The sequence below is a fragment of the Paenibacillus sp. J2R1T-4 genome (assembly GCF_059692235.1).
In genome coordinates, this window is the sequence record NZ_JCAUBA010000001.1 from 312,698 (window position 1) to 331,883 (window position 19,186).

Annotated in this window: 19 protein-coding genes; 6 read left to right on the plus strand and 13 right to left on the minus strand. The window is 46.0% G+C overall.

Translation table 11 applies throughout. The annotated features are described in order from the left end of the window. The first annotated feature begins 114 nt into the window (after nt 1-114). On the plus strand, nt 115-786 hold the full coding sequence (locus tag AC58QD_RS01565) for a response regulator transcription factor (RefSeq protein WP_497329294.1): 672 nt from the start codon (nt 115-117) through the stop codon (nt 784-786). Between the two features lie 131 nt (nt 787-917). Here the strand turns inward: AC58QD_RS01565 and AC58QD_RS01570 are convergent, their stop codons facing one another. Continuing rightward, nucleotides 918-1,796 (minus strand): aldo/keto reductase, encoded by an 879-nt coding sequence (locus AC58QD_RS01570; RefSeq protein ID WP_497329296.1) that lies wholly within the window; start codon nt 1,794-1,796, stop codon nt 918-920. A 142-nt stretch (nt 1,797-1,938) separates the two neighbouring features. After that, a complete protein-coding gene (locus AC58QD_RS01575) occupies nt 1,939-2,874 on the minus strand; it encodes an aldo/keto reductase family protein (RefSeq protein WP_497329298.1) in 936 nt (311 codons plus the stop codon). Between the two features lie 192 nt (nt 2,875-3,066). Here AC58QD_RS01575 and AC58QD_RS01580 point away from each other — a divergent pair, with 192 nt between their 5' ends. Both AC58QD_RS01580 and spoVB read left to right on the plus strand, forming a co-directional pair. Next, nucleotides 3,067-3,390, plus strand: coding sequence for a winged helix-turn-helix transcriptional regulator (locus tag AC58QD_RS01580; RefSeq protein WP_497330044.1), 324 nt, complete (start codon nt 3,067-3,069; stop codon nt 3,388-3,390). Between the two features lie 655 nt (nt 3,391-4,045). Beyond that, complete coding sequence (spoVB, locus tag AC58QD_RS01585) at nt 4,046-5,596, plus strand: stage V sporulation protein B (protein WP_497329300.1); 1,551 nt, start codon at nt 4,046-4,048, stop codon at nt 5,594-5,596. Nucleotides 5,597-5,661: 65 nt separating this feature from the next. Here the strand turns inward: spoVB and AC58QD_RS01590 are convergent, their stop codons facing one another. Then, nucleotides 5,662-6,504, minus strand: coding sequence for a Gfo/Idh/MocA family oxidoreductase (locus tag AC58QD_RS01590; protein ID WP_497329302.1), 843 nt, complete (start codon nt 6,502-6,504; stop codon nt 5,662-5,664). Between the two features lie 151 nt (nt 6,505-6,655). Between AC58QD_RS01590 and AC58QD_RS01595 the strand changes: the two genes are divergently transcribed. Continuing rightward, nucleotides 6,656-7,684 (plus strand): sensor histidine kinase, encoded by a 1,029-nt coding sequence (locus AC58QD_RS01595; RefSeq protein WP_497329304.1) that lies wholly within the window; start codon nt 6,656-6,658, stop codon nt 7,682-7,684. Nucleotides 7,685-7,759: 75 nt separating this feature from the next. On the opposite strand, the gene AC58QD_RS01600 is transcribed toward AC58QD_RS01595, so the two are convergent. The 6 genes from AC58QD_RS01600 to AC58QD_RS01625 form a co-directional block, all read right to left on the minus strand. Further along, nucleotides 7,760-8,545: an arylamine N-acetyltransferase family protein gene (locus tag AC58QD_RS01600; protein WP_497329306.1), complete on the minus strand. Its 786-nt coding sequence runs from the start codon at nt 8,543-8,545 to the stop codon at nt 7,760-7,762. A gap of 58 nt (nt 8,546-8,603) precedes the next feature. Then, nucleotides 8,604-9,842: a DUF445 domain-containing protein gene (locus AC58QD_RS01605; RefSeq protein ID WP_497329308.1), complete on the minus strand. Its 1,239-nt coding sequence runs from the start codon at nt 9,840-9,842 to the stop codon at nt 8,604-8,606. Nucleotides 9,843-9,991: 149 nt separating this feature from the next. After that, nucleotides 9,992-10,177 (minus strand): twin-arginine translocase TatA/TatE family subunit, encoded by a 186-nt coding sequence (locus AC58QD_RS01610; RefSeq protein ID WP_497329310.1) that lies wholly within the window; start codon nt 10,175-10,177, stop codon nt 9,992-9,994. 32 nt (nt 10,178-10,209) lie between these two features. Then, on the minus strand, nt 10,210-10,938 hold the full coding sequence (gene tatC, locus AC58QD_RS01615) for a twin-arginine translocase subunit TatC (protein WP_497329311.1): 729 nt from the start codon (nt 10,936-10,938) through the stop codon (nt 10,210-10,212). Between the two features lie 20 nt (nt 10,939-10,958). After that, a complete protein-coding gene (locus AC58QD_RS01620) occupies nt 10,959-12,680 on the minus strand; it encodes a GMC family oxidoreductase (RefSeq protein ID WP_497329313.1) in 1,722 nt (573 codons plus the stop codon). A gap of 46 nt (nt 12,681-12,726) precedes the next feature. Continuing rightward, nucleotides 12,727-13,494, minus strand: a complete 768-nt coding sequence (locus tag AC58QD_RS01625) for a gluconate 2-dehydrogenase subunit 3 family protein (RefSeq protein WP_497329315.1) — start codon at nt 13,492-13,494, stop codon at nt 12,727-12,729. Nucleotides 13,495-13,674: 180 nt separating this feature from the next. Here AC58QD_RS01625 and AC58QD_RS01630 point away from each other — a divergent pair, with 180 nt between their 5' ends. Continuing rightward, nucleotides 13,675-14,052 (plus strand): c-type cytochrome, encoded by a 378-nt coding sequence (locus tag AC58QD_RS01630; protein WP_497329317.1) that lies wholly within the window; start codon nt 13,675-13,677, stop codon nt 14,050-14,052. Between the two features lie 75 nt (nt 14,053-14,127). Here the strand turns inward: AC58QD_RS01630 and AC58QD_RS01635 are convergent, their stop codons facing one another. Genes AC58QD_RS01635 through AC58QD_RS01645 form a run of 3 tightly spaced genes read right to left on the minus strand, consistent with a single transcriptional unit; the run spans nt 14,128 to nt 16,078 of the window. Next, a complete protein-coding gene (locus AC58QD_RS01635) occupies nt 14,128-14,817 on the minus strand; it encodes a hypothetical protein (protein ID WP_497329319.1) in 690 nt (229 codons plus the stop codon). Continuing rightward, entirely contained in the window at nt 14,814-15,710 is an 897-nt protein-coding gene (locus AC58QD_RS01640) for an ABC transporter ATP-binding protein (RefSeq protein ID WP_497329321.1), read from the minus strand. Before AC58QD_RS01640 ends, AC58QD_RS01635 begins: the two co-directional genes overlap by 4 nt. After that, the gene (locus AC58QD_RS01645; RefSeq protein ID WP_497329323.1) at nt 15,710-16,078 is read right to left on the minus strand and encodes a GntR family transcriptional regulator; all 369 of its coding nucleotides are present in this window, start codon (nt 16,076-16,078) and stop codon (nt 15,710-15,712) included. The genes AC58QD_RS01640 and AC58QD_RS01645 overlap by 1 nt, the downstream gene beginning before the upstream one ends. 181 nt (nt 16,079-16,259) lie before the next feature. Between AC58QD_RS01645 and AC58QD_RS01650 the strand changes: the two genes are divergently transcribed. Continuing rightward, complete coding sequence (locus AC58QD_RS01650; RefSeq protein WP_497329325.1) at nt 16,260-18,221, plus strand: acyltransferase family protein; 1,962 nt, start codon at nt 16,260-16,262, stop codon at nt 18,219-18,221. A gap of 64 nt (nt 18,222-18,285) precedes the next feature. Here the strand turns inward: AC58QD_RS01650 and AC58QD_RS01655 are convergent, their stop codons facing one another. Continuing rightward, complete coding sequence (locus AC58QD_RS01655; protein WP_497329327.1) at nt 18,286-19,173, minus strand: YihY/virulence factor BrkB family protein; 888 nt, start codon at nt 19,171-19,173, stop codon at nt 18,286-18,288. Nucleotides 19,174-19,186: the final 13 nt, after the last annotated feature.

Below are 19,186 nucleotides of genomic sequence, written 5' to 3' on the forward strand. Positions count from 1 at the left end.
TTCAACTTCACCTTGCAACCTTACAATAATGTCACTTCAAGTTTAATAAAATCGTTTACAATACAAGTAGGATGTTAGAAGCAGAACTAAGTGAATTAATAAGGTGGTTGGGCTATGAAAATTATGATCGTAGAAGATGATCCCACGATAGCAGATATGGTTGGAGAAACAATAGGTAAATGGGGCTTCGAAACCGTCAAAGTCGAGGAGTTCGACCAGGTACTGCAATTGTTCCTGAGAGAGAAGCCTCATCTAGTGCTGATGGATATTAACTTACCTTATTTCGACGGATTCTACTGGTGCAACAAGATTAGGGAAATATCAAAGGTGCCTATGGTCTTCCTTTCGTCGCGTACTACTCCAATGGACATGATTATGGCAATGAATATGGGCGGGGATGATTTCATCCAGAAGCCGTTTCATACGGATGTGCTGATGGCCAAGATGAATGCGCTGCTTCGTCGAACCTATTCTTACATTGAGATCAGTACGAATGTGATGGAGCATGACGGCATTGTGTTGAACCTGAAGGATGGGGAAATGTTCTGCGGGGATATGAAGGCGGAGCTGACTAAGAATGAATTCAAGATCCTGAGCATTCTGATGAAACACAAGGGCACAATTATTAGCCGGGAAAAAATGATGCGCAGTCTGTGGGCCGATGAGAGCTTTGTGGATGATAACACTTTAACGGTGAACATTACACGGCTCAGGAAGAAGCTTGCTGAGTTAGGCAAGGAAAATTTTATTACGACGAAAAAAGGTCTCGGATACATTATTGTATAATGTCTAGTCCTTGCGTTGTATCTTAACATTTTGACTGTTGGCTAAATGGTCGTTATCGATTTTCTACAACTATCCTCCTGTTCGATGAGAAGGCTGCCAATCCATACTGACAGCCTCAGTTATTGAACATTCTAGGCAAGCGATGTAGGCGCTCCGAATGGAGATGCATATTCAGGGATCGCCTGCAGAATGCGGTTAGCGTCTTCGTCCTTCATAGAGCCGAACCGGTTGGTCGCGTCCACTATTTTTGGAAACAGATGAACATCACCTGCGCTTGCGAAAGCGGTTATCGCAGGGAACGACATCACAAAATGGACGCAAGCGTCGATAATTTGCTGCTGATCAAACGGCTCATACCATGTCGCATAATTACGCTGCTGCCCTTCTCCCCACGGACCTTTCGCAATCGCTTTGATGACTCTGACTGCAGCGTTCTGCTTTCCTGCTTCCTCCATAAACTTATCGAAATCTACTCGGTACTGCGGGATGGAATACAAGTAGTAATTGAGCGGCAGCAGCACTGTGTCAAAAGGATACCTGCGTAATGCCTCAAGATGTGTTGCAGGTGCGGCATGGCCATGTCCGGTAATTCCGATTGCCTTAACGATCCCCTCATCTTTTGCTTCAAGAAGCGCTTCCAATGCCCCGCCTTTTTTCGTACACAAGTTCAAGTTATCGATGTCCCCCACAGCATGCAGTTGAATCAGATCCAATGAATCGACCTGCAGTCTCTCCAAGGAACGATGTATCTGTTCTTTTGCCTTTTCTTTCGAGCGTTCCCCCGTTTTGGTGGCCAGAAAGATTTGACCCCGAACTTTCGGCATCCACGGACCCATGCGCACTTCGGCATCGCCATAACTGGCAGCGGTATCAAAATGATGAACGCCGTTATCCAGAGCGAATCGGATCGATGCGTCGGCTTCCTCTTGCGAAACGGAGCCCAGCTTAGCGGCACCGAACATTACGACAGAGGTATTGTAATCCAACCTACCCATTTTACGTTCTATCATTGTATCAGCCTCCTAAATATCATTAACCCAACAATAGCTGAGAAACCAATGTCCTCAAGCAGAATCCGCTACAGCTAGCAAAATGCAGCCTGTATGGTGCACAGGCTGCATGAACTTTATTCAGCTACTACGATAGGATAATTTATAATATTTCTTCAATTCTCGTTAGTATTTCTTCAGATAAAGTCAAGCCTGACGACTGGATATTCTCTTCAACTTGTGATGGACGGCTCGCACCGACCAATGCGCTTGAGACATTAGGCTGACGCAGAATCCAGGCAAGCGCCAATTGACCTACAGTAACCCCCATCTCTTGTGCAATCAGGCCCAGCTTCTCCACCTTCAGGATATTTTCCTCCGTAATTCCTTTGCGGGCGTGTTCTTGTCTTGCGGCACGGCTGTCTTGCGGAATATCGGATGCGGACTTGTATTTGCCGGTCAACAATCCCTGGGCTAGTGGAGAGAACACGACTTGGCCGATGCCTTCTTTCTCTCCAAGCGGAATCACTTCCTTCTCAATATAACGATTGATCAAGTTGTATACCGGTTGGTTAGCGATGATCCGGTCCATTAGCCATTTGTCGGCTAGCCCCAGCGCATTTTGCATTTGGGCCGCCGTCCATTCGCTGACACCGACATACAGCACTTTGCCTTGCGTCACCAAATCGTCCAATGCCCGCAGCGTCTCGTCCAAAGGAGTCTCCGGATCATAACGGTGGCAATAATATAGATCGATGTAATCCGTTCCGAGCCGTTTCAAGCTGGCATGGCACTGCTCCATAATATGTTTGCGCGATAGTCCGCGATCGTTGGGACCGTCTCCCATCTGACCGAATACTTTGGTTGCCAGAACGTAGGAATCACGTTTATACGACTTCAAAGTTTCCCCGACTATGATTTCCGCTTGACCGCGTTCGTAAACATTGGCTGTATCGAAAAAGTTAATGTCCAGCTCATAAGCGGTATGAATCGATTTCACGGCCTGCTCTCGCTCTACATACCCACCGTATGTAAGCCAGCTGCCCAGACTGATTTCGCTTACCTTCAAGCCCGAGTTTCCTAATTTACGATATTTCATGTCTTTGTCGCCTCCAAAAGTCGTAGTTGATTACATTTCTATTATAAATAGAGTTGGTTTTCTATTGAAAGTAGTGAATTTATTTTGATATAATTACTCTAGGTGTATCTAGTATAAATAATATAGCAACTATAGATGGGAGATGTTATATTCTTGATTAATAATAATGAGGTTGTAAGTGGAACCGCGCCTTTGCAGGAAACTTCTCAAACCCCGGTGCATATTGAATGTTCAATTGAAAAAACGTTGGATGTCGTCGGCGGCAAATGGTCATTTCTGGTGCTTCGGGAGCTGTTCTGCGGAACGAGACGGTTTGGAGAATTGCAGAGAGCGATCAAGAATATTAGTCCTACAGCTTTGACTAACACGCTGCGTCATCTGGAGGATCAGGGCGTTCTCGAACGCTGTGTCTTTCCAACTGTTCCGGTTACGGTTGAATATACGCTGACGGTTAAGGGACAAGATTTGCATACGATTATTAAAGCGATGAAGCTGTGGGCGGCCAAATGGACTTAAACGAAGGAGCCTATAATTAGCGCAGCAGGCCACCGATCAAAGTCGGTGGCCTGCTGCTGTTTGAACTATCATTATCGAAGTAATTTTGTTTCTCTGGATATTCATGTGCATAGCCAGATGCTTTGCCAAAGTACGACAGCCGCCTCGTGGCGCATTGAATTATCATTTCATTTTAGCAGACCTAAGCTCTAACATTTCTAAAAGTGAGAGGTGTCCGAAAATATAATGATGATACTTTTCTTCTCTTCCTTTCCAACACCAAATTGCTATTACAAAGCCCAACAGAAATTCAAGTGTAAACCAGATGGTACAACTTTTTAGAAATGATTCCCATGTATAAAGTGCCAATTTGTAATCCGACATATTTAACTCGACAATTGTTACTACGACCCAAAAATTAAAAATGATAAGGCCGAATAGACTGCCTCTAGTGAGTATATATCTAGCCTTACCTTTTTTCGAATATCTGACCATTCGAGGAGAAAGGTTTTTTCCTTATCACCCAAAACATATTTATTTACCATATATCACACTACCTCCCCTGAAGCCAAAATCCTTGTTTTTGGGACCTGTCCGGGTTAGCTTGTTCGCATGTATTCTGCCTATCCGAATATATATAGGAGAAGAAACTTATTCCAAGTAAAAGAGGCGTCTCATGCAAAAAAAATCATTTGTGCGGGGGACGTTTATTTTGACGGTGTCGTCCTTGACAACGAGAATACTCGGATTCGTCAGTGGCATTTTTCTGGCCCGTTCCTTGGGAGCGGAAGGCATCGGACTATTGATGATGGCCCATCCGCTCGTACCGCTCGTCATTACTTTAACTGAATTGGGACTGCCGGTTGCCATATCGAAGATGGTGGCCGAAGCTGACGTCAAGGGAGACAAGCTAAAGGAGAAGCGGATTCTCGCCGTTTCCCTCGCCATCACGGGAACGTTAAGCGTCATCTTGACCCTGCTCGCCCTGCTCGGCTCGAAGCATATAGCAGCCCTGTTCCTGACCGACCAGAGAGCCTACTATGCGATGCTGGCCATTACGCCAATCGCGCCGATCGTCGCCATATCGGCCGTGCTGAAAGGCTACTTCCGCGGCAAACAGCATATGAAGTCGATTGCGCTGTCCGACGTCTTCGAGCACATCGCCCACATTGCATGCATGCTCGCGCTAGTGCAGCTTTTGCTTCCATACGGAATCGAATATGCTGCGGCGGGTGCAATGGTCGGCGCTGTCGTAGGAGAAGGGGTCGGGCTAATCTATTTGTTTACGAAGTACAAGAGTAATCAGAAGATCGACGGATTGCCCCTCAAAGCTTCCATGCAATTGCGTCACGGGAAGAGCACCTTCGCTGAGCTGATGCGGATGGGCTTGCCTACGACCGGCCTCGGTTTCGTCCATTCGATCTACAGCGCATTCCAGCCGATGCTGATCACGAAAAGCCTGGCCTTGTTCGGACTCGGCACCGCAATGGCGACCAAGCAGTACGGGCTGCTCGTCGGCTACGCCTTCCCTCTGCTCGTCTTCCCGAGCTTCATTACTCATTCGTTATCGACGGCGCTCATCCCGGCCGTCAGCGAAGCAGCGGCGAACCGCAATGGGATGGACGTGCACCTGCGAATGGATCAGGCGATGCGGATTGCGCTATTTGTGGGGGCACCCGCCACCGTCATTTTGTACATATGGGCTACGCCTTTGACGACGCTGCTCTATAACGCGCCCGAGGCGGGTCCGATGCTTAAACTGCTTGCGCCGGTATTTTTCTTGCATTACTTTGAGGCACCTCTTCACGCCGTCCTTCTAGGGCTCGGCAAAGCGGGTACAGTGATGTGGAACTATGTTGCGATGACGATCATGAAGGCTGCGGCGATTTACTTTCTCGGCAGCCAGTTCGGCATTACCGGAGTCGTGCTCGGAATGAACTTCGGCATCTGCTTCATCACACTGCTCAACTTCTTCTCGATTTCGGGACTGATCGGTTTTTATTTGGATCTCAGAAAGTTCGTGAAAGTGGCTCTCTGTATGGCGGCGATGGCTTTCGCCGGACAGTACGCCTACTCGTATGTACAGCATCTCGGCATGCAGCCGCTGTGGAGCTTGCTGAGCTCAATCAGTATCGCGATATTCGTATTTTTGGCGGCGTTGCTGTTGACGAAAACAATTAACGGTCGAAACGTACTTCGCTTGGGCCGCCCCGGAGGTATTCAATAAGGAAGACAAAGACGCCACTCGCTTCATCGCTAGTGACGTCCTTGGACTTTGGTTGAGCTAACTTTCTATCCTGTTGGTAGATCGACCCACTGATGAGGTGTCGTTGCTGCAATCGCACCATATTCAATAACCGACATGATCGTGATTGTCTCCTGCTTATCTACAACCGTCTTGCCGTTCTCGAAGAACTCGACCATATTCTGTATAAACAGATTGAAGAAATTCGATTCAACCTTGATCACTTTGGCATTGCCTGACTCATAATTAAGAAACATGCTGAACGGACAGTCACCGCCGAAATGATTGATCGTTGCTTGGCGCCCATCGGCGAACCCTATTAACAAGGATGGCGTGTGTGATGTACCGGTAAACATAACCCGAGTGGCGTTACTGCCCATTAAGGCAATGATCGGTTCCACTTGATGGACCGAATAATTGTTATATTTACCTGGACCTATGCTAAGGATCGTTTCAATCCCTTGTTTGTCCGTATCCGTATATTCACTGGCAAACCGCAATGCTGATGAAGAATAGACAGGTGTGCCATGACGCTCAGCCATTTCAAAAAGTCGCAATGCCGTCGCACGATCCGGTGCAAATGTTTTATCGACATAAGTAGGCTTCCCCGATTGCAAAGGTAACAAGGACAGCTCTTCATGGAATTCCGGATAATCCGGGGATAGAACGATTATATAATCACTCTTCGCTACTACCTCTTCGATGGAATCAAGCAACTGAATCCCCTTTTGCTCGCACCATTCCGCATTGCTAAGACCAGTAGGTGAATCCACTTTACCGTATGCATATGTAACTTTCATCCTGCCGTTTGAAGCGGTATGAATCCAATCCGGGTATTTATTCGCATGCCACTCATCCAAGAAATAATCAATGAAGCCTATTGTCTTCATGCTTTCACCCTCTCCTCATTGCAAGTAGTTATTCATCCAGAACTATTATAGCAGAAACTTGTCAGAAGAGCAGTCGTTCTCGTATGATGGTGAAGGAGCCAAGCTCCTATTATTGCGATCCGATTAATGAAAGGACAGGTTAAATAACGCAATGAGATTCATGGAATACCTCAAAGTGAAACGTTTCTTCCTAGCCCTTTACTTCATCTTAATGATATTCGTTTCGGCCATCATGCTGGTGAACCCTAACCAGGACAATGTAACGGGCAACATCCTATACACGAATGTGAGCTGCGCTTTCTTCGTTGCCTTATATTTAATCATTGGATTCTATTACAAGAAAGCTTTCTACAAAGAGTTGAAGGCGTTAATAGAGAGCGGCGCCGACCTTCACACGGCTTCGTTGCCGGAGCCGCAGAACGTCGAGCAGGAGCTGTATTTGAGCCTAATTAAGCAGTGGAATGAATTACATCATCGACAATTGAACAAGCTGCAGGATGAGAAACGCGATCACCAGGATTATATCCTGTCGTGGATCCATGAGGTAAAGCTCCCGATAGCCGCTAGCCGTCTGCTCATGGAGAACAGCACGGATAAAACGGTTGATTTCCTGGTGGACAAGCTAGAGGACGAGATCGACAAAATTGATCACGGCGTTGAGCAAGCCCTTTATTATTCAAGGATTGATTCATTTTCCAAAGACTATTTTATCGCAGATATATCCCTTAGCTCCATAATAAAAGCAAGTGTCAAGAAGTACGCGAAGCTGTTTATCAACAAACGCATTCGCTTCAACATGGATGATGAGATGTTTAAGAATGTGCATAGCGATAGCAAATGGCTCGCATTTATCGTAGATCAGTTACTCGCCAATGCCCTCAAATACACAGGTGAAGGCGGCCAAATAGCGGTGCGTTATGAGGAGGATTCCAAAGAGAAACGTCTCATTATTCATGATACTGGAATCGGAATCAAGCCTGAAGATATCAATCGCGTATTCGAAAAAGGATTCACCGGCTCCAACGGACGTCTCTACTCCAAATCGACTGGAATCGGACTGTATCTCGCCAAGCGGCTTGCCCATAAGCTCGGACATGATCTATCAATTAGCTCCGAAGAAGGATCCTTTACAGAAGCCGTTGTCCATTTCCCTAAGATTAGAAGTTACTTGAATATTTGAATGGAATATATTTCAGCACAGAAGAAGTCCGCAAGCTAACAACGCTGCGGACTTCTTCTATGCTCTATCCAAGATTTATTCAAGATTTATACCAAAATAAGTGCGCAATGCCTCATTATACTGTTCCTTTGTCTCTGGGGTAAAGCTATTCACTCCCGCTGAGGTGAAAATCCGAAACTCTTTGCCCGCTATCGTATTGCGGCCCTCTCTTGTGCGAATCGCAACCATTGGGTTGGCGGTGAATATCGAATCCGGCGAATACTCGCACCAATATGAAATCATCAAATAGTCTCTAGGCAGCTGCGGCTCATTCGTAAACGAGTAAATGCGTTTCCATTGATCATGCTTCCATTCGCATAACACCCATCCGAAGTAGGTGTCGAAGTCCAGACGATACAGCTCATCTCCCTGCTGCTGCTCCAGTCCTTCAATCAGCTTGACTGGCTGACGGGGTACGATCCCTCCTACTCCAACATCGCATAAGTAAGGCACTCCCTCCACCTCAACTCGCAACACTTGATGACGCCTCATCGGTGGAGTATTGATCTCATCCCGCCAGAACCGTGCTAACAGGTCGGTTACGGAATACCCCAGCTCACGAAGCAGCCATCCGAAGAGAGCATTAAGCTCGAAGCAATAACCGCCCCGCTTGCGATCCACAATTTTGTCTAGCAGCCGCGGGATATCCAGTGAAAGCGGAATCCCGTTCAGTATATCAAGATTCTCATACGGCACACTGTGAAGATGACAATCTTGCAGCCCCGCTAATGCTGCAGCACTCCCATCTAGTGGACCGCTATACCCAATACGATTCAAATAAGCTTGTACCTCTGGCTTCAAATGATCACGATTCCCATCCATCTTGAGTGCTCCCTTCACAATATTGTAACTAGGACAGACAGCTTGAATGCATACGAGATTACAATTGGACCAAGGAAAGGATAATCCCTACGACGAATCCGCATAGCGCTCCATTTACTCGAATCCATTGAAGGTCTTTGCCTACTTTCTCTTCCAGCATACTCACGAGAGCGGCATCATCCATCTGATCCAAATTCTCTTTCACCAATCTTCCGATCCTGAAGTGATTGGATTCGACTACCTTAAGAATATAGGACAACAAGTGGTTCTCCCAGACCTCAATCTTATCTGGATCTTCATTCAGGTGTCTTACGACTGAACGGTAAACAGTGAATACTACACGCCCACCTTGCACCCGTTCGGCTTCTAGCTTGTTAAGAATAAGTACCCTTACTTCTTCCAGTTGTTTCATCAGGAAGGAACCGCTTTCCTCACCTGTTACAAGATTGGTTAACCATTCCTGTCCTCGAGCCATTCGAGCCTCATCATCCGCCCATTGGAATAGCTGGACTCTAATCTCACGCAGCAAATCGGCGCGATGTGCATTGTCCTTATCTTGAAGATCTCGAATACTCGAACTGATCAGATTGTGCAATAAGGCTCCCAGCTTCTCTTCATCCATAAATCCAACGAATGCCTGGAAAGCAAACCCCATCAATCCGCCCATCTTCACTTCCGCCAGCTTCTCATTGGCCAGTTTGCCTAACATGATTTGGGTGTCTGGTTTTGCAGCCCATTTGGAGGCTTCTACAAGCACATAATCTAGCGCCTTCTCATCATAACCTGCCTGGATCGTGTACGACAAGATCTTATCGGCTGACGATTTCATGTCTATATTTCGGATGTAGGAGGCCAGCAGCTTTTGGATTACGGGAATCATTCTCTCGAATGAAATACGGCGAACTGCATCCATCAAAAACTCCAAGATGCTTGTCCTGGTCTTTCTCTTACTAAGTAGCCTTGTAAGAAACGAAGTAGCAGTCTGGAGAATATTGAGCTTGCGAAGCTTGCTCTCAATGCTCTGTTTGTTCAACAACTCGTTCTCCATTGCAGAAATTAATGATTGTACAATCTTATTCCTGTTCTTAAGCAAAAGTGAGGTGTGAGGAATTGGAATGCCCAATGGATGCCTGAACAGGGCAGTTACAGCGAACCAATCGGCAATACCGCCTACCAGACCAGCTTCAAAACCGCCTTTAATTAGAAATATAGCGGTGCTCTCGGGAAGAAATAATGTTCCTATAAAACCGATTGCCATTATGGCCAATGAGATCCCTGCAATGTATCTGGAATTCATTATGTAAGCTCCCACCTTCCTGGTATGTCGCAATTTGAAGAATCCTGATAAGAAATCGGACAATCACATCATACAGCAACCACCTGATCCGGTAAAGGAGTCAGGTGGCTGCGAGGCGAATCCTATTACGATTAAAGCTCATTTGCTGCTTATTTCTTTACGTCCTTTGGATCCGTTACTTCAATGTCTTCCACAATATTACGGGTAGAGTTGCGAAATTCCCGTAGCGTATCACCGAAAGCACGCCCTAATTGCGGGAGCTTAGCGGGACCAAACACAATTAACGCTATGACCAGAATAATCGCCAGTCCTGAAACGCCGATATTGTTAAACATTCTTTTTCCTCCTTTCAGTTTATTTAACGGCATTAATTGTTCGTAGCACTTTGTCGAACGGTTCCCCACTGTCTGGAAGAGATGTACACACTGATCTCGAATAACAGAATCAATGGGATGGTGACGGACAGATGGGAAATCATATCCGGCGGGGAAATACAAGACCCTGTAATCGCAAGACCAACATAAGCGTACTTCCGGGTCGCTTTTATACGTTGTGGATTTAATAACCCGATTCGAGTCAGGAACAGCATGACTACAGGCAGCTCGAAAGCGATAGCCATAGGCATCACGATATCGAACAAGAAGGAGAAGTAACGGTCAATCCCGTAGGTTTCGACAGCACCGATGGATTGATTCATTTTCTTCATGAATCCGATCATCATAGGGAACACGACGAGATAACTGAAGCTAAGCCCTGCAAGGAACAATCCAAAAGCGGCCGGGATGTAAGGCAACGTTCCTTTCGCCTCCTGTTCGGTAAGTCCCGGCCGAACGAACGCCCACAGCTGATAAAGAAGAAGGGGCAGTGTAAACAACAAGGCGAACAGCAATGCACATTTCATATAGATCATCAACCCGTCTGTAAAGGAGAACACGTTCCACTCAATGTGCTCAGCTGAAGGTTGTGATTTCATGAAACGCAGAATGGCTGGTGACACGTACAAACCTGCACACATCGTAGTGATGAACCAAACTGTCACGAGCAGCAATCGTTTACGAATCTCAGACAAATGAAGGATCCAATCCTCTTGATCCATACAGGTTGCTCCTTCCTAGGTTAAACCAGTATTCCACCCTGCTTCAGATACTTGGAGATCCCTTCAACCGCTCTGTAAGCAAGTGCTCCGATAGTGCCTGTCGGGTTATAGCCCCCATTATGCGGAAAGGCAGAAGCTCCTAGCACGAATACATTCTCTGCATCCCACATTTGTGAATAGGAATTAACGGCTGAGGTTGCAGGATCTGCCCCCATGATCACCCCGCCCGTATTGTGAGTAGATTGATACGGGACAATATTATAAGGCGCTAACTGGTCGGCTGAGCCCATTGTTGTTGGACCCATTTCTTTCATGATCCCTGCTGCCTTACCTGCGATAAACTTAATCATTTGACGATCTTGTTCCTCGAAATCGAACGTAATTCGAATTAACGGAATCCCGTTATTGTCCTTAAAGGTAGGATCCAAATCCAAGTAATGATGCTTCCAAGGTAAGCTGCTGCCTTGAGGAGATACCGTTAACACACTGTTGGCATACTTGATCGATTTCTGCTTGAAATCCTTACCCCATGATGGAGTTCCTGCAGGAACAGAGTTATTGGCAATCGGCCGAAGCCCTGTCTGCGAGATACGAATTCCAGCTCCATGAAGAAAGTTAAGGTCGGTGTGGTCGAAGTTATCTCCATTAAAGTCCGGAATCTCCATACCTAGCGAGCCAGCACCGGCATACAAATTAAATTCCTTGTCATCAAAGAAACCAGTTGCCGCACCACCATTGGTTTGATAACAGTAATTTTTACCAATAATACCGCTACCGGTTGATGGATCATACGGCTTACCTAACTTGGAGGTCAGCAGCAATCTGACGTTGTTGAATACGTAACTGGCCACAATTACAACATCTGCGGGTTGCTCAAACTCTTCTTGCGTAACGGTATTCACATAGACGACTCCTGAAGCCCGTTTCCCGTCATTCTTGATCGAGGTTACATTGGAATAGGTACGTAAGTCCAGATTCCCGGTCTTCATCGCAACAGGTAATACGGTCACAACTGAATCAGCCTTAGCTCCGTATTCGCAGCCGTAACGATCACAGAATCCGCAATATTGACATGCGGCGCGAGTGATTCCATCCGGGTTCGTATAGGTCTCGGACAAATTGGCAGAAGGCATCATATAGGGGTGATAGCCTAATTTCTTACTAGCTTCTTCAAACAGCTTCAGAACAGGAGTTTTGATCATTGGTTTCGTCGGGAACGGACTGGAACGCTGCCCTACGAGCGGATTTTGCTCTTGATCGCCAGAAATGCCGAACAGTTTCTCGAATTTGTCGAAATACGGTTCCAATTGATCGTATGTAACTCCCCAATCCTGCAATGGCATTCCTTCCGGTATTTTCTTCGCGCCATACCGCGCAACCGTCTTACTATAAATCTCGAAGTCATAGGGCAGGAATCGGTATGTTTGTCCATTCCAGTGCACAGATGCACCGCCGAGACCTTCCCCCATCAGAAAAGATCCATACTGCCGCATTGGCACGGCGGCCATTTTCTCCGTATTGCGGAATGTGATCGTTTCCTTGGACAGATCCTGCATTAACTCGTAACGCTGCGAGTACCGCAATTCATCATGAACCATGAAATAATCTTCCATACTGCGCGGCTTCCCGCGCTCTAGTCCAACTACTTTAATTCCTTGCTTGGTTAATTCGGCTGCAATTATTCCGCCCATTAACCCCATACCGACAATGACGACCGGCACTTTTGGTAACACCGTTGCCATATTTGCTCCTCTTTTCTATTGCATTCTTAGTTCAAGTATTTCTGGATTAATGCGTTCCAAAATGATCACGCAGACTTTTCGGATCCATAACCACAAATTCATTTTTTTCCATAATGTCTGTGTAGGCCATTTGATTGCCTGGATATTTGCGCATCTTCCAACCAAGCATGTTCTTGTTTCCCCCATAGAGAGGATCCGAATATACGCCTTCAATTGTTAACATTCTCAGAAGATTAAAGAACGTCTTTCCAGTAATCCCGTTCACCACCATAATCTCACCGTTCTGCATCGAGGTAAGAATCGCATCCTTTTCTTCATCCGCTATATCAAAAAAGGCTTTACTGTATTTGCTCATGCTCGCAGTTTGTAATGCTTGCAAGCCCATTGTAAACATTTCATGCCGTTCTATACTTTGATAATCTCCCTGTGTAGGCTCTGCTTTATTGAAAGGCCCCATCCGGTATTCCCTGCCGTTCCGACCCCAAGTACTAGCCATCTGATGATCAATAAAGAAGGCAACACCTAGCTCGACCGCCCCTGGTCCGATATCGTCTTTGGGAAAGATCCGCTCGACAGCTGCTTCGGTAATGCGTAATTGCGATTGAGTAAAGAACATGGTGGCTTGATTGAAATCAGGTACGGGAGCGGTTTGAGACGGCTCTGGTGCTTTATCGGCAACATTCTTCCCATTCTGTCTCGTTAACGCTCCGCCAATGACTCCTCCGACTACAGCACCGCCTATAGCTGCACCCGAATATTTCAAGAATCGGCGACGAGAATCGTGATCAGGCTGTTGTTTGTTCTGATCGACCATTGAATATTCCTCCAGTTGGTTTTCGTTGATGAAATGTGGGCATTTACGTAAATATTGGTATTTACGTTATTTTGTACGTTGCGAATACTATTTATGCATGAAATCCTATATCGAGGGAACAGTAACACCATGTAAGGGATCACAACCAAAGATTAATGTTTGATAAAGGAGAGCGCTCTAATGAAAAAAATGTTTCTTTGCCTCACCATTCTGCTTGTGATCGGCCTATCGGCCTGCGGCGGAAAAGACGGAACGAAAACTCCAGGGACAACAAGTCCTAGCCCTAGTCCTGCTGTAAGTCCAACTCCCACAGCGAGTCCTGGCGGAACCGCGGCTGCCAGTGGAGAGGCTATCTACAAGAAGAGCTGCATCAGCTGCCATGGGGATCAGCTTCAAGGCGCTATGGGGCCGAATCTTCAGAAGGTTGGCTCAAAGATGAACAAAGACCAGATTGTCACGATCGTGTCAAATGGGCGAGGCGCTATGCCAGCCTTCAAGGGCAAGCTGTCCGATAACGAAATCGGAGCTTTGGCAGATTGGCTTCTCACTCATAAATGACACAAAAACACCTGACGCAGAAAAAAGCGTCAGGTGTTTTTGTGCGTACAACTTATTTGGGGTTAGTTAGGTGAGTTATTGCACAGTAGATCTACGCAATAACAGATACGATAATACTGCGAACCCTATTGCTGCCAGTCCCATCCATGTTGCATATTGGACGACCGAATAACCCGATATCCAATCCCATATCGTTCTCCACCATCCGTAGTAGATGCACATGATGATGATTAAACTTAATAGGAGCGAAATCCCAAAGAAAAAGAGCAACAGACCCGTTTTACCAAATTTCCGGTGAATGCTGGATATAAATAAACCGCTATACAAATTGAACAACATCAGGATGAAGAAATTCCATAAGGTTTGAAGAAAGTTACCATCCGACAAATAAGGCAAATGGAAGAAGTGTAGGTTAGAACCCCAGTCTCCGGTAGCTTTCTCAAGTAAGGTCAAGATAAGCAGACATCCTGCGATAAGGGTACTCATAAGAACAATGGTGACCGTAGTTCCTAAGAAAAAATCTTTCCTTCTTATACTAATCCCCAGTGCAAAGACAAAGGTTTCTGGTACAATCATTATTCCGACCACAAAATAATAAACGAATATAGAGGCAACTCCTCCTGAGTAAATCCCTGCTTCTTCATTCACCAAAAGACCCACAATCACATTGATGATAAAGCTGCTCCCAAGGATCAACCACGGAAGAATGAGCCACGACAACTTATCTCTTAGATGCATGCGCATTACGCCTGTGAATGGATTCATAATGATGTCCCCTCCTTACGAATCGACTTTCCTTTAGTCAAATGAACAATTAATTGCTGTAAGGACACCGGAGCAATTTCAACACCTAGCTCTGCGGCATATTTCCGTTCTGAAGCATCCAGTTGTCCCCTAACCGTTACCGATGACATTCCTCCCAGAAGCTCGCGGCTGATCACTTCTTTTCCAGCGGTGAATGCTTCTACCGCGGAATTCATCCCCATCACTGCATGCGCTTTTCCTCTTAAGACTTCTGCATCTTCATTAAGAATCACTTTGCCGTTATCAATGATCAGGATATGCTCAAGGAGTTGACTAACTTCATCGATAAGATGGGTGGACAGAATGATTGTCCTGGGATTTTCTGCGTAGTCTTCAATTAATCGATCATAGAACAACGCTCGGGCAACAGCATCCAGACCCAGATAAGGCTCGTCGAATATAGTAAGAGGAGCGCGGCTCGCTAGCCCTACGACGATCCCCACCGAGGAGAGCATACCTCTGGATAATTTCTTGATTCGCTTCTTAATTGGAAGACGGAACTCCTCGATTAAGGAGTAAGCAAATTGCTTATCCCAATTCGGGTAAATGCTCGCCGCTACCTCCATCACATCTACAATACGGAAATTGGACGGGTACTTTTGGCTTTCCTTGATAAAGCACATTTGACTTAACACCTTTTGATTCTCATAGGGAGCTTCACCGAATACTTTCATCTCCCCGCTAGTTGCGAACAACTGAGCAGTAAGGATATGCATAATCGTCGTCTTGCCCGCACCGTTCCTGCCCAACAATCCATAGATCTTGTTCTCTTCAAGATTGAAGCTTACATCATGGACCGCTGTCATATCCCCGTACGATTTCGTCAATCGATTTACTTCTACAATTATGCTCATTAAGATTGATCTCCTCTCTTTATCAACTCGGTTAATTGATCTACGGTTATCCCGAGCTTCTGGGCTTCGCGAACCATGGTCACCACATACTCTTCATAAAATTGCTCTCGTCTCTTCTCCATCAACTTAACTCGCGTTCCAGCAGCAACGAACATCCCGATCCCTCGCTTCTTGTAAATAATGCCTTGATCCACCAGCAGATTCACACCCTTGGCAGCTGTTGCAGGATTTATCTGATAAAAGGCAGCGAATTGATTCGTTGAAGGAACTTGTGATTCCTCTGGCAGCCGTCCCTCAATAATGTCGTTCTCTATTCGTTCCGCTATTTGCATGAAGATCGGTCTACTGTCATCCATTAGAAATCCCATCTTACCACCACCTTTTTACCATAGGTCAATCGGTTAGTTACTCATGTAATTAACTATATAACCAATTAATCTTCTTGTCAACATATGGTTATTGTATTTTTCTTAATCATTTTGTAACTAATTGTAGAATTTTAACGTTTATAATGAACCATGAAGACACGAAATGAAAGGGTAAGCGATTATGAAATTGTTGAGCGACAAACAGCAAGCAAGCACAATTAAACAAGAATTTGGACCAGGATCCATTCCAAAAAGAACAAGACGTTATATGGGCGGCATGGATGGATTAAGAACCCTTGCTGTTCTAGCAGTAATCGCCTATCATCTTAACCTGGGTTGGGCGCCTGGAGGACTACTCGGTGTTGGTGTGTTTTTCGTCTTATCCGGATATCTCATCACTGATATTCTTGCCGATCAATGGAGACGCAGCGGTCGACTGGATTTGAAGGATTTCTGGATTAGACGCGCCAGACGATTGCTCCCTGCCATGCTCTTCATGATCACCTGTGTATACATATGGATGACGATATTCCAATCTGCAGGTCTGAACAAACTGCACGGAGATATCCGAGCATCGCTCCTGTATGTTATGAATTGGTGGTATGTGTACCGTGAAGTGTCTTACTTCGATAGCTTTGGACCGCCATCTCCACTCAGCAACCTGTGGTCCTTAGCAGTAGAAGAGCAATTCTACTTAATATGGCCGTTACTTCTGGCAATTGGGCTGCGTTATATTCCGCAGAGAGGCAAGCTAATCGGGTTCACCTTGGCTGCTGTCACCGCATCAGCTCTAGCAATGGCTATCCTGTACGAACCTGGAACTGACCCTAGCCGAGTCTATTACGGTACCGATACTAGAGCGTTCTCCTTGCTCATCGGCGCGGTTCTCGCCTTTGTCTGGCCTAGTCAAAAACTCGTCCAACAAGTATCTGCAAGAGCACGTTTTTCCTTGGACCTAGCAGGAGTCATAGCTTTATCAGTAATAGGGTATATGATTTGGAAAACGAATGAATATGATCCTTTTCTGTATCAGGGCGGAATGGTTCTGCTATCGATTGCTGCTGCAGTCCTGATTGCCGTACTTGCCCATCCTGCTAGCCTGCTAGGGCGCATTCTAGGCTGCAAGCCTTTCCGTTACCTCGGTGTTCGATCTTACGGAATTTACTTATGGCATTTTCCCGTTATTGTCTTGACAAGTCCTACTGTGCATTCGGACGGAATTGATGTAACAAGAGTAATCTTTCAAGTTGCATTAACCATTGGTCTTGCTGCTTTCTCATATCGCTTTATAGAAGAACCGATTCGATTGGGAGTATGGACTCAATTATGGAGGGGATGGATGATCGGTGAGCGGAGAAGTCAATTCCTTCCGAGAAAATTATGGATGAATTCTGCACTCGTCATGCTGGTGCTGGTTATTACAAGCAGCTGCGCAACCTATTTATTCCCATCCTCGACGGCTAGTGTTGGAAGCACAGCGCCACCAAGCCATACCATTACTCCTTCCGATCAGGATGATGGGATCGGGAAAGGGGATGCCGAAGGTCTGCCAACAGATACACTACCTATCCAACCAGCTGATCCTCCGTCCGAACATACGACCGAGCAGGAACCTCTTCCGAGTCCAGATATCTTGACTAGTACGCCTCCCCCTGCTGAGGATGCAGGTTCTGGTGATGGAACAGGAATTACAGTGATCGGTGATTCGGTAATGCTGGGTGCTGCACCTTTCCTGGAACAACAACTTCCTGGCATTGTGATCGATTGCAAGATAGGCAGACAAATGTCACAGGCCTCAGATATAGTCAACCAACTAAAAGAAGATGGCAAATTAGGAAACAGGCTAATTATACAATTAGGAACGAATGGCTCGTTTCCTAAGAATAAGTTGGATTCTCTCCTTCGTTCCCTAGAGAAAATCGAGCACATCCTATTGATCAACACACGCGTCCCTCGTCCGTGGGAAGATGAGGTAAACACCGCTTTATCCGAGGTTGGAGCCAAGTATAAGAACGTCACAATTATTGACTGGCACACCGCAAGCCGCAATAAGGATTCTTACTTTTATGAAGATGGCGTTCACCTGACCTCCGAAGGTGCAGAGCAATATGCTTCTCTGCTGATAGATGCTATGAAACCCTAACAAAAAAACCTGGCGTTCGATCTTCTGTGATCGACGCCAGGTTTTGCTTTGACAGATAATCCTGTTATGCTGTTGGTTTCTTTGGGCCGAAGAAAGGAATATGCAGCCCGAATTTCTTGCAATCCTTTTTGGATTTGCCATCCTTACTGAAGGCAAGTGTTGCGTTGATTTCTCCGCCTAGCAGGATGATGATCGAGCTTAAGTACAACCAAATGAGCAGGACGATTACACCGCCCAGACTGCCATAAGTTTTGGTATAATTCCCGAATTGATTCACATAGAACGAGAAGAGCAAGGACGTGACAACCCATCCTACTGAAGTAAAAATTGCTCCGGGTATTACTTCTTTGATCGTTAAGCGCCGGTTGGGAGTGACCCAGTACAGAAGCGTGAACACAGCCATCATGGCCAATAACGGAATAGCGAATTTCAAAAGTCCCCATATAATCTCAAACCCTGCCGGGTAACTCATCCATTCGAACAAATACTCCCCAATCACCTTGCCAAAGATCAACATGAACAAGGACAGCAGGATGACTACGGCTAGAATAAGCGTAGCCAGTATGGATACCCCTCTAATTTTCCAATAAGGGCGATTCTCTTCTTCGTCGTACGCTTTGTTCAAGCCTTTAATAACCGCATTAATCCCGTTGGAAGCAGCCCAGATGGTAGCAATCATCCCGACTGAAACTAGCGTCTGGCTACTTTCATCCGTAACCTCGTTCAAGCTCCTAGTCAGAATAGAGCCGGTATCTGCAGGTAAGACAGAGATCCATTCTCTTATTACATCTTCCCCTTCAAGCTGAAGAAATCCAATCATGCTCACAAGGAAGATCAGAAAAGGAAAAAACGCCAATATCAAATAGTAGGTTAGCTGTGCTCCAAGAGCAGGGACATCATCATCCCGAAATCGGAAAAATAAACAACGTGCGAATTCCAAGCTTTTCTGCATACGGACATTCCCC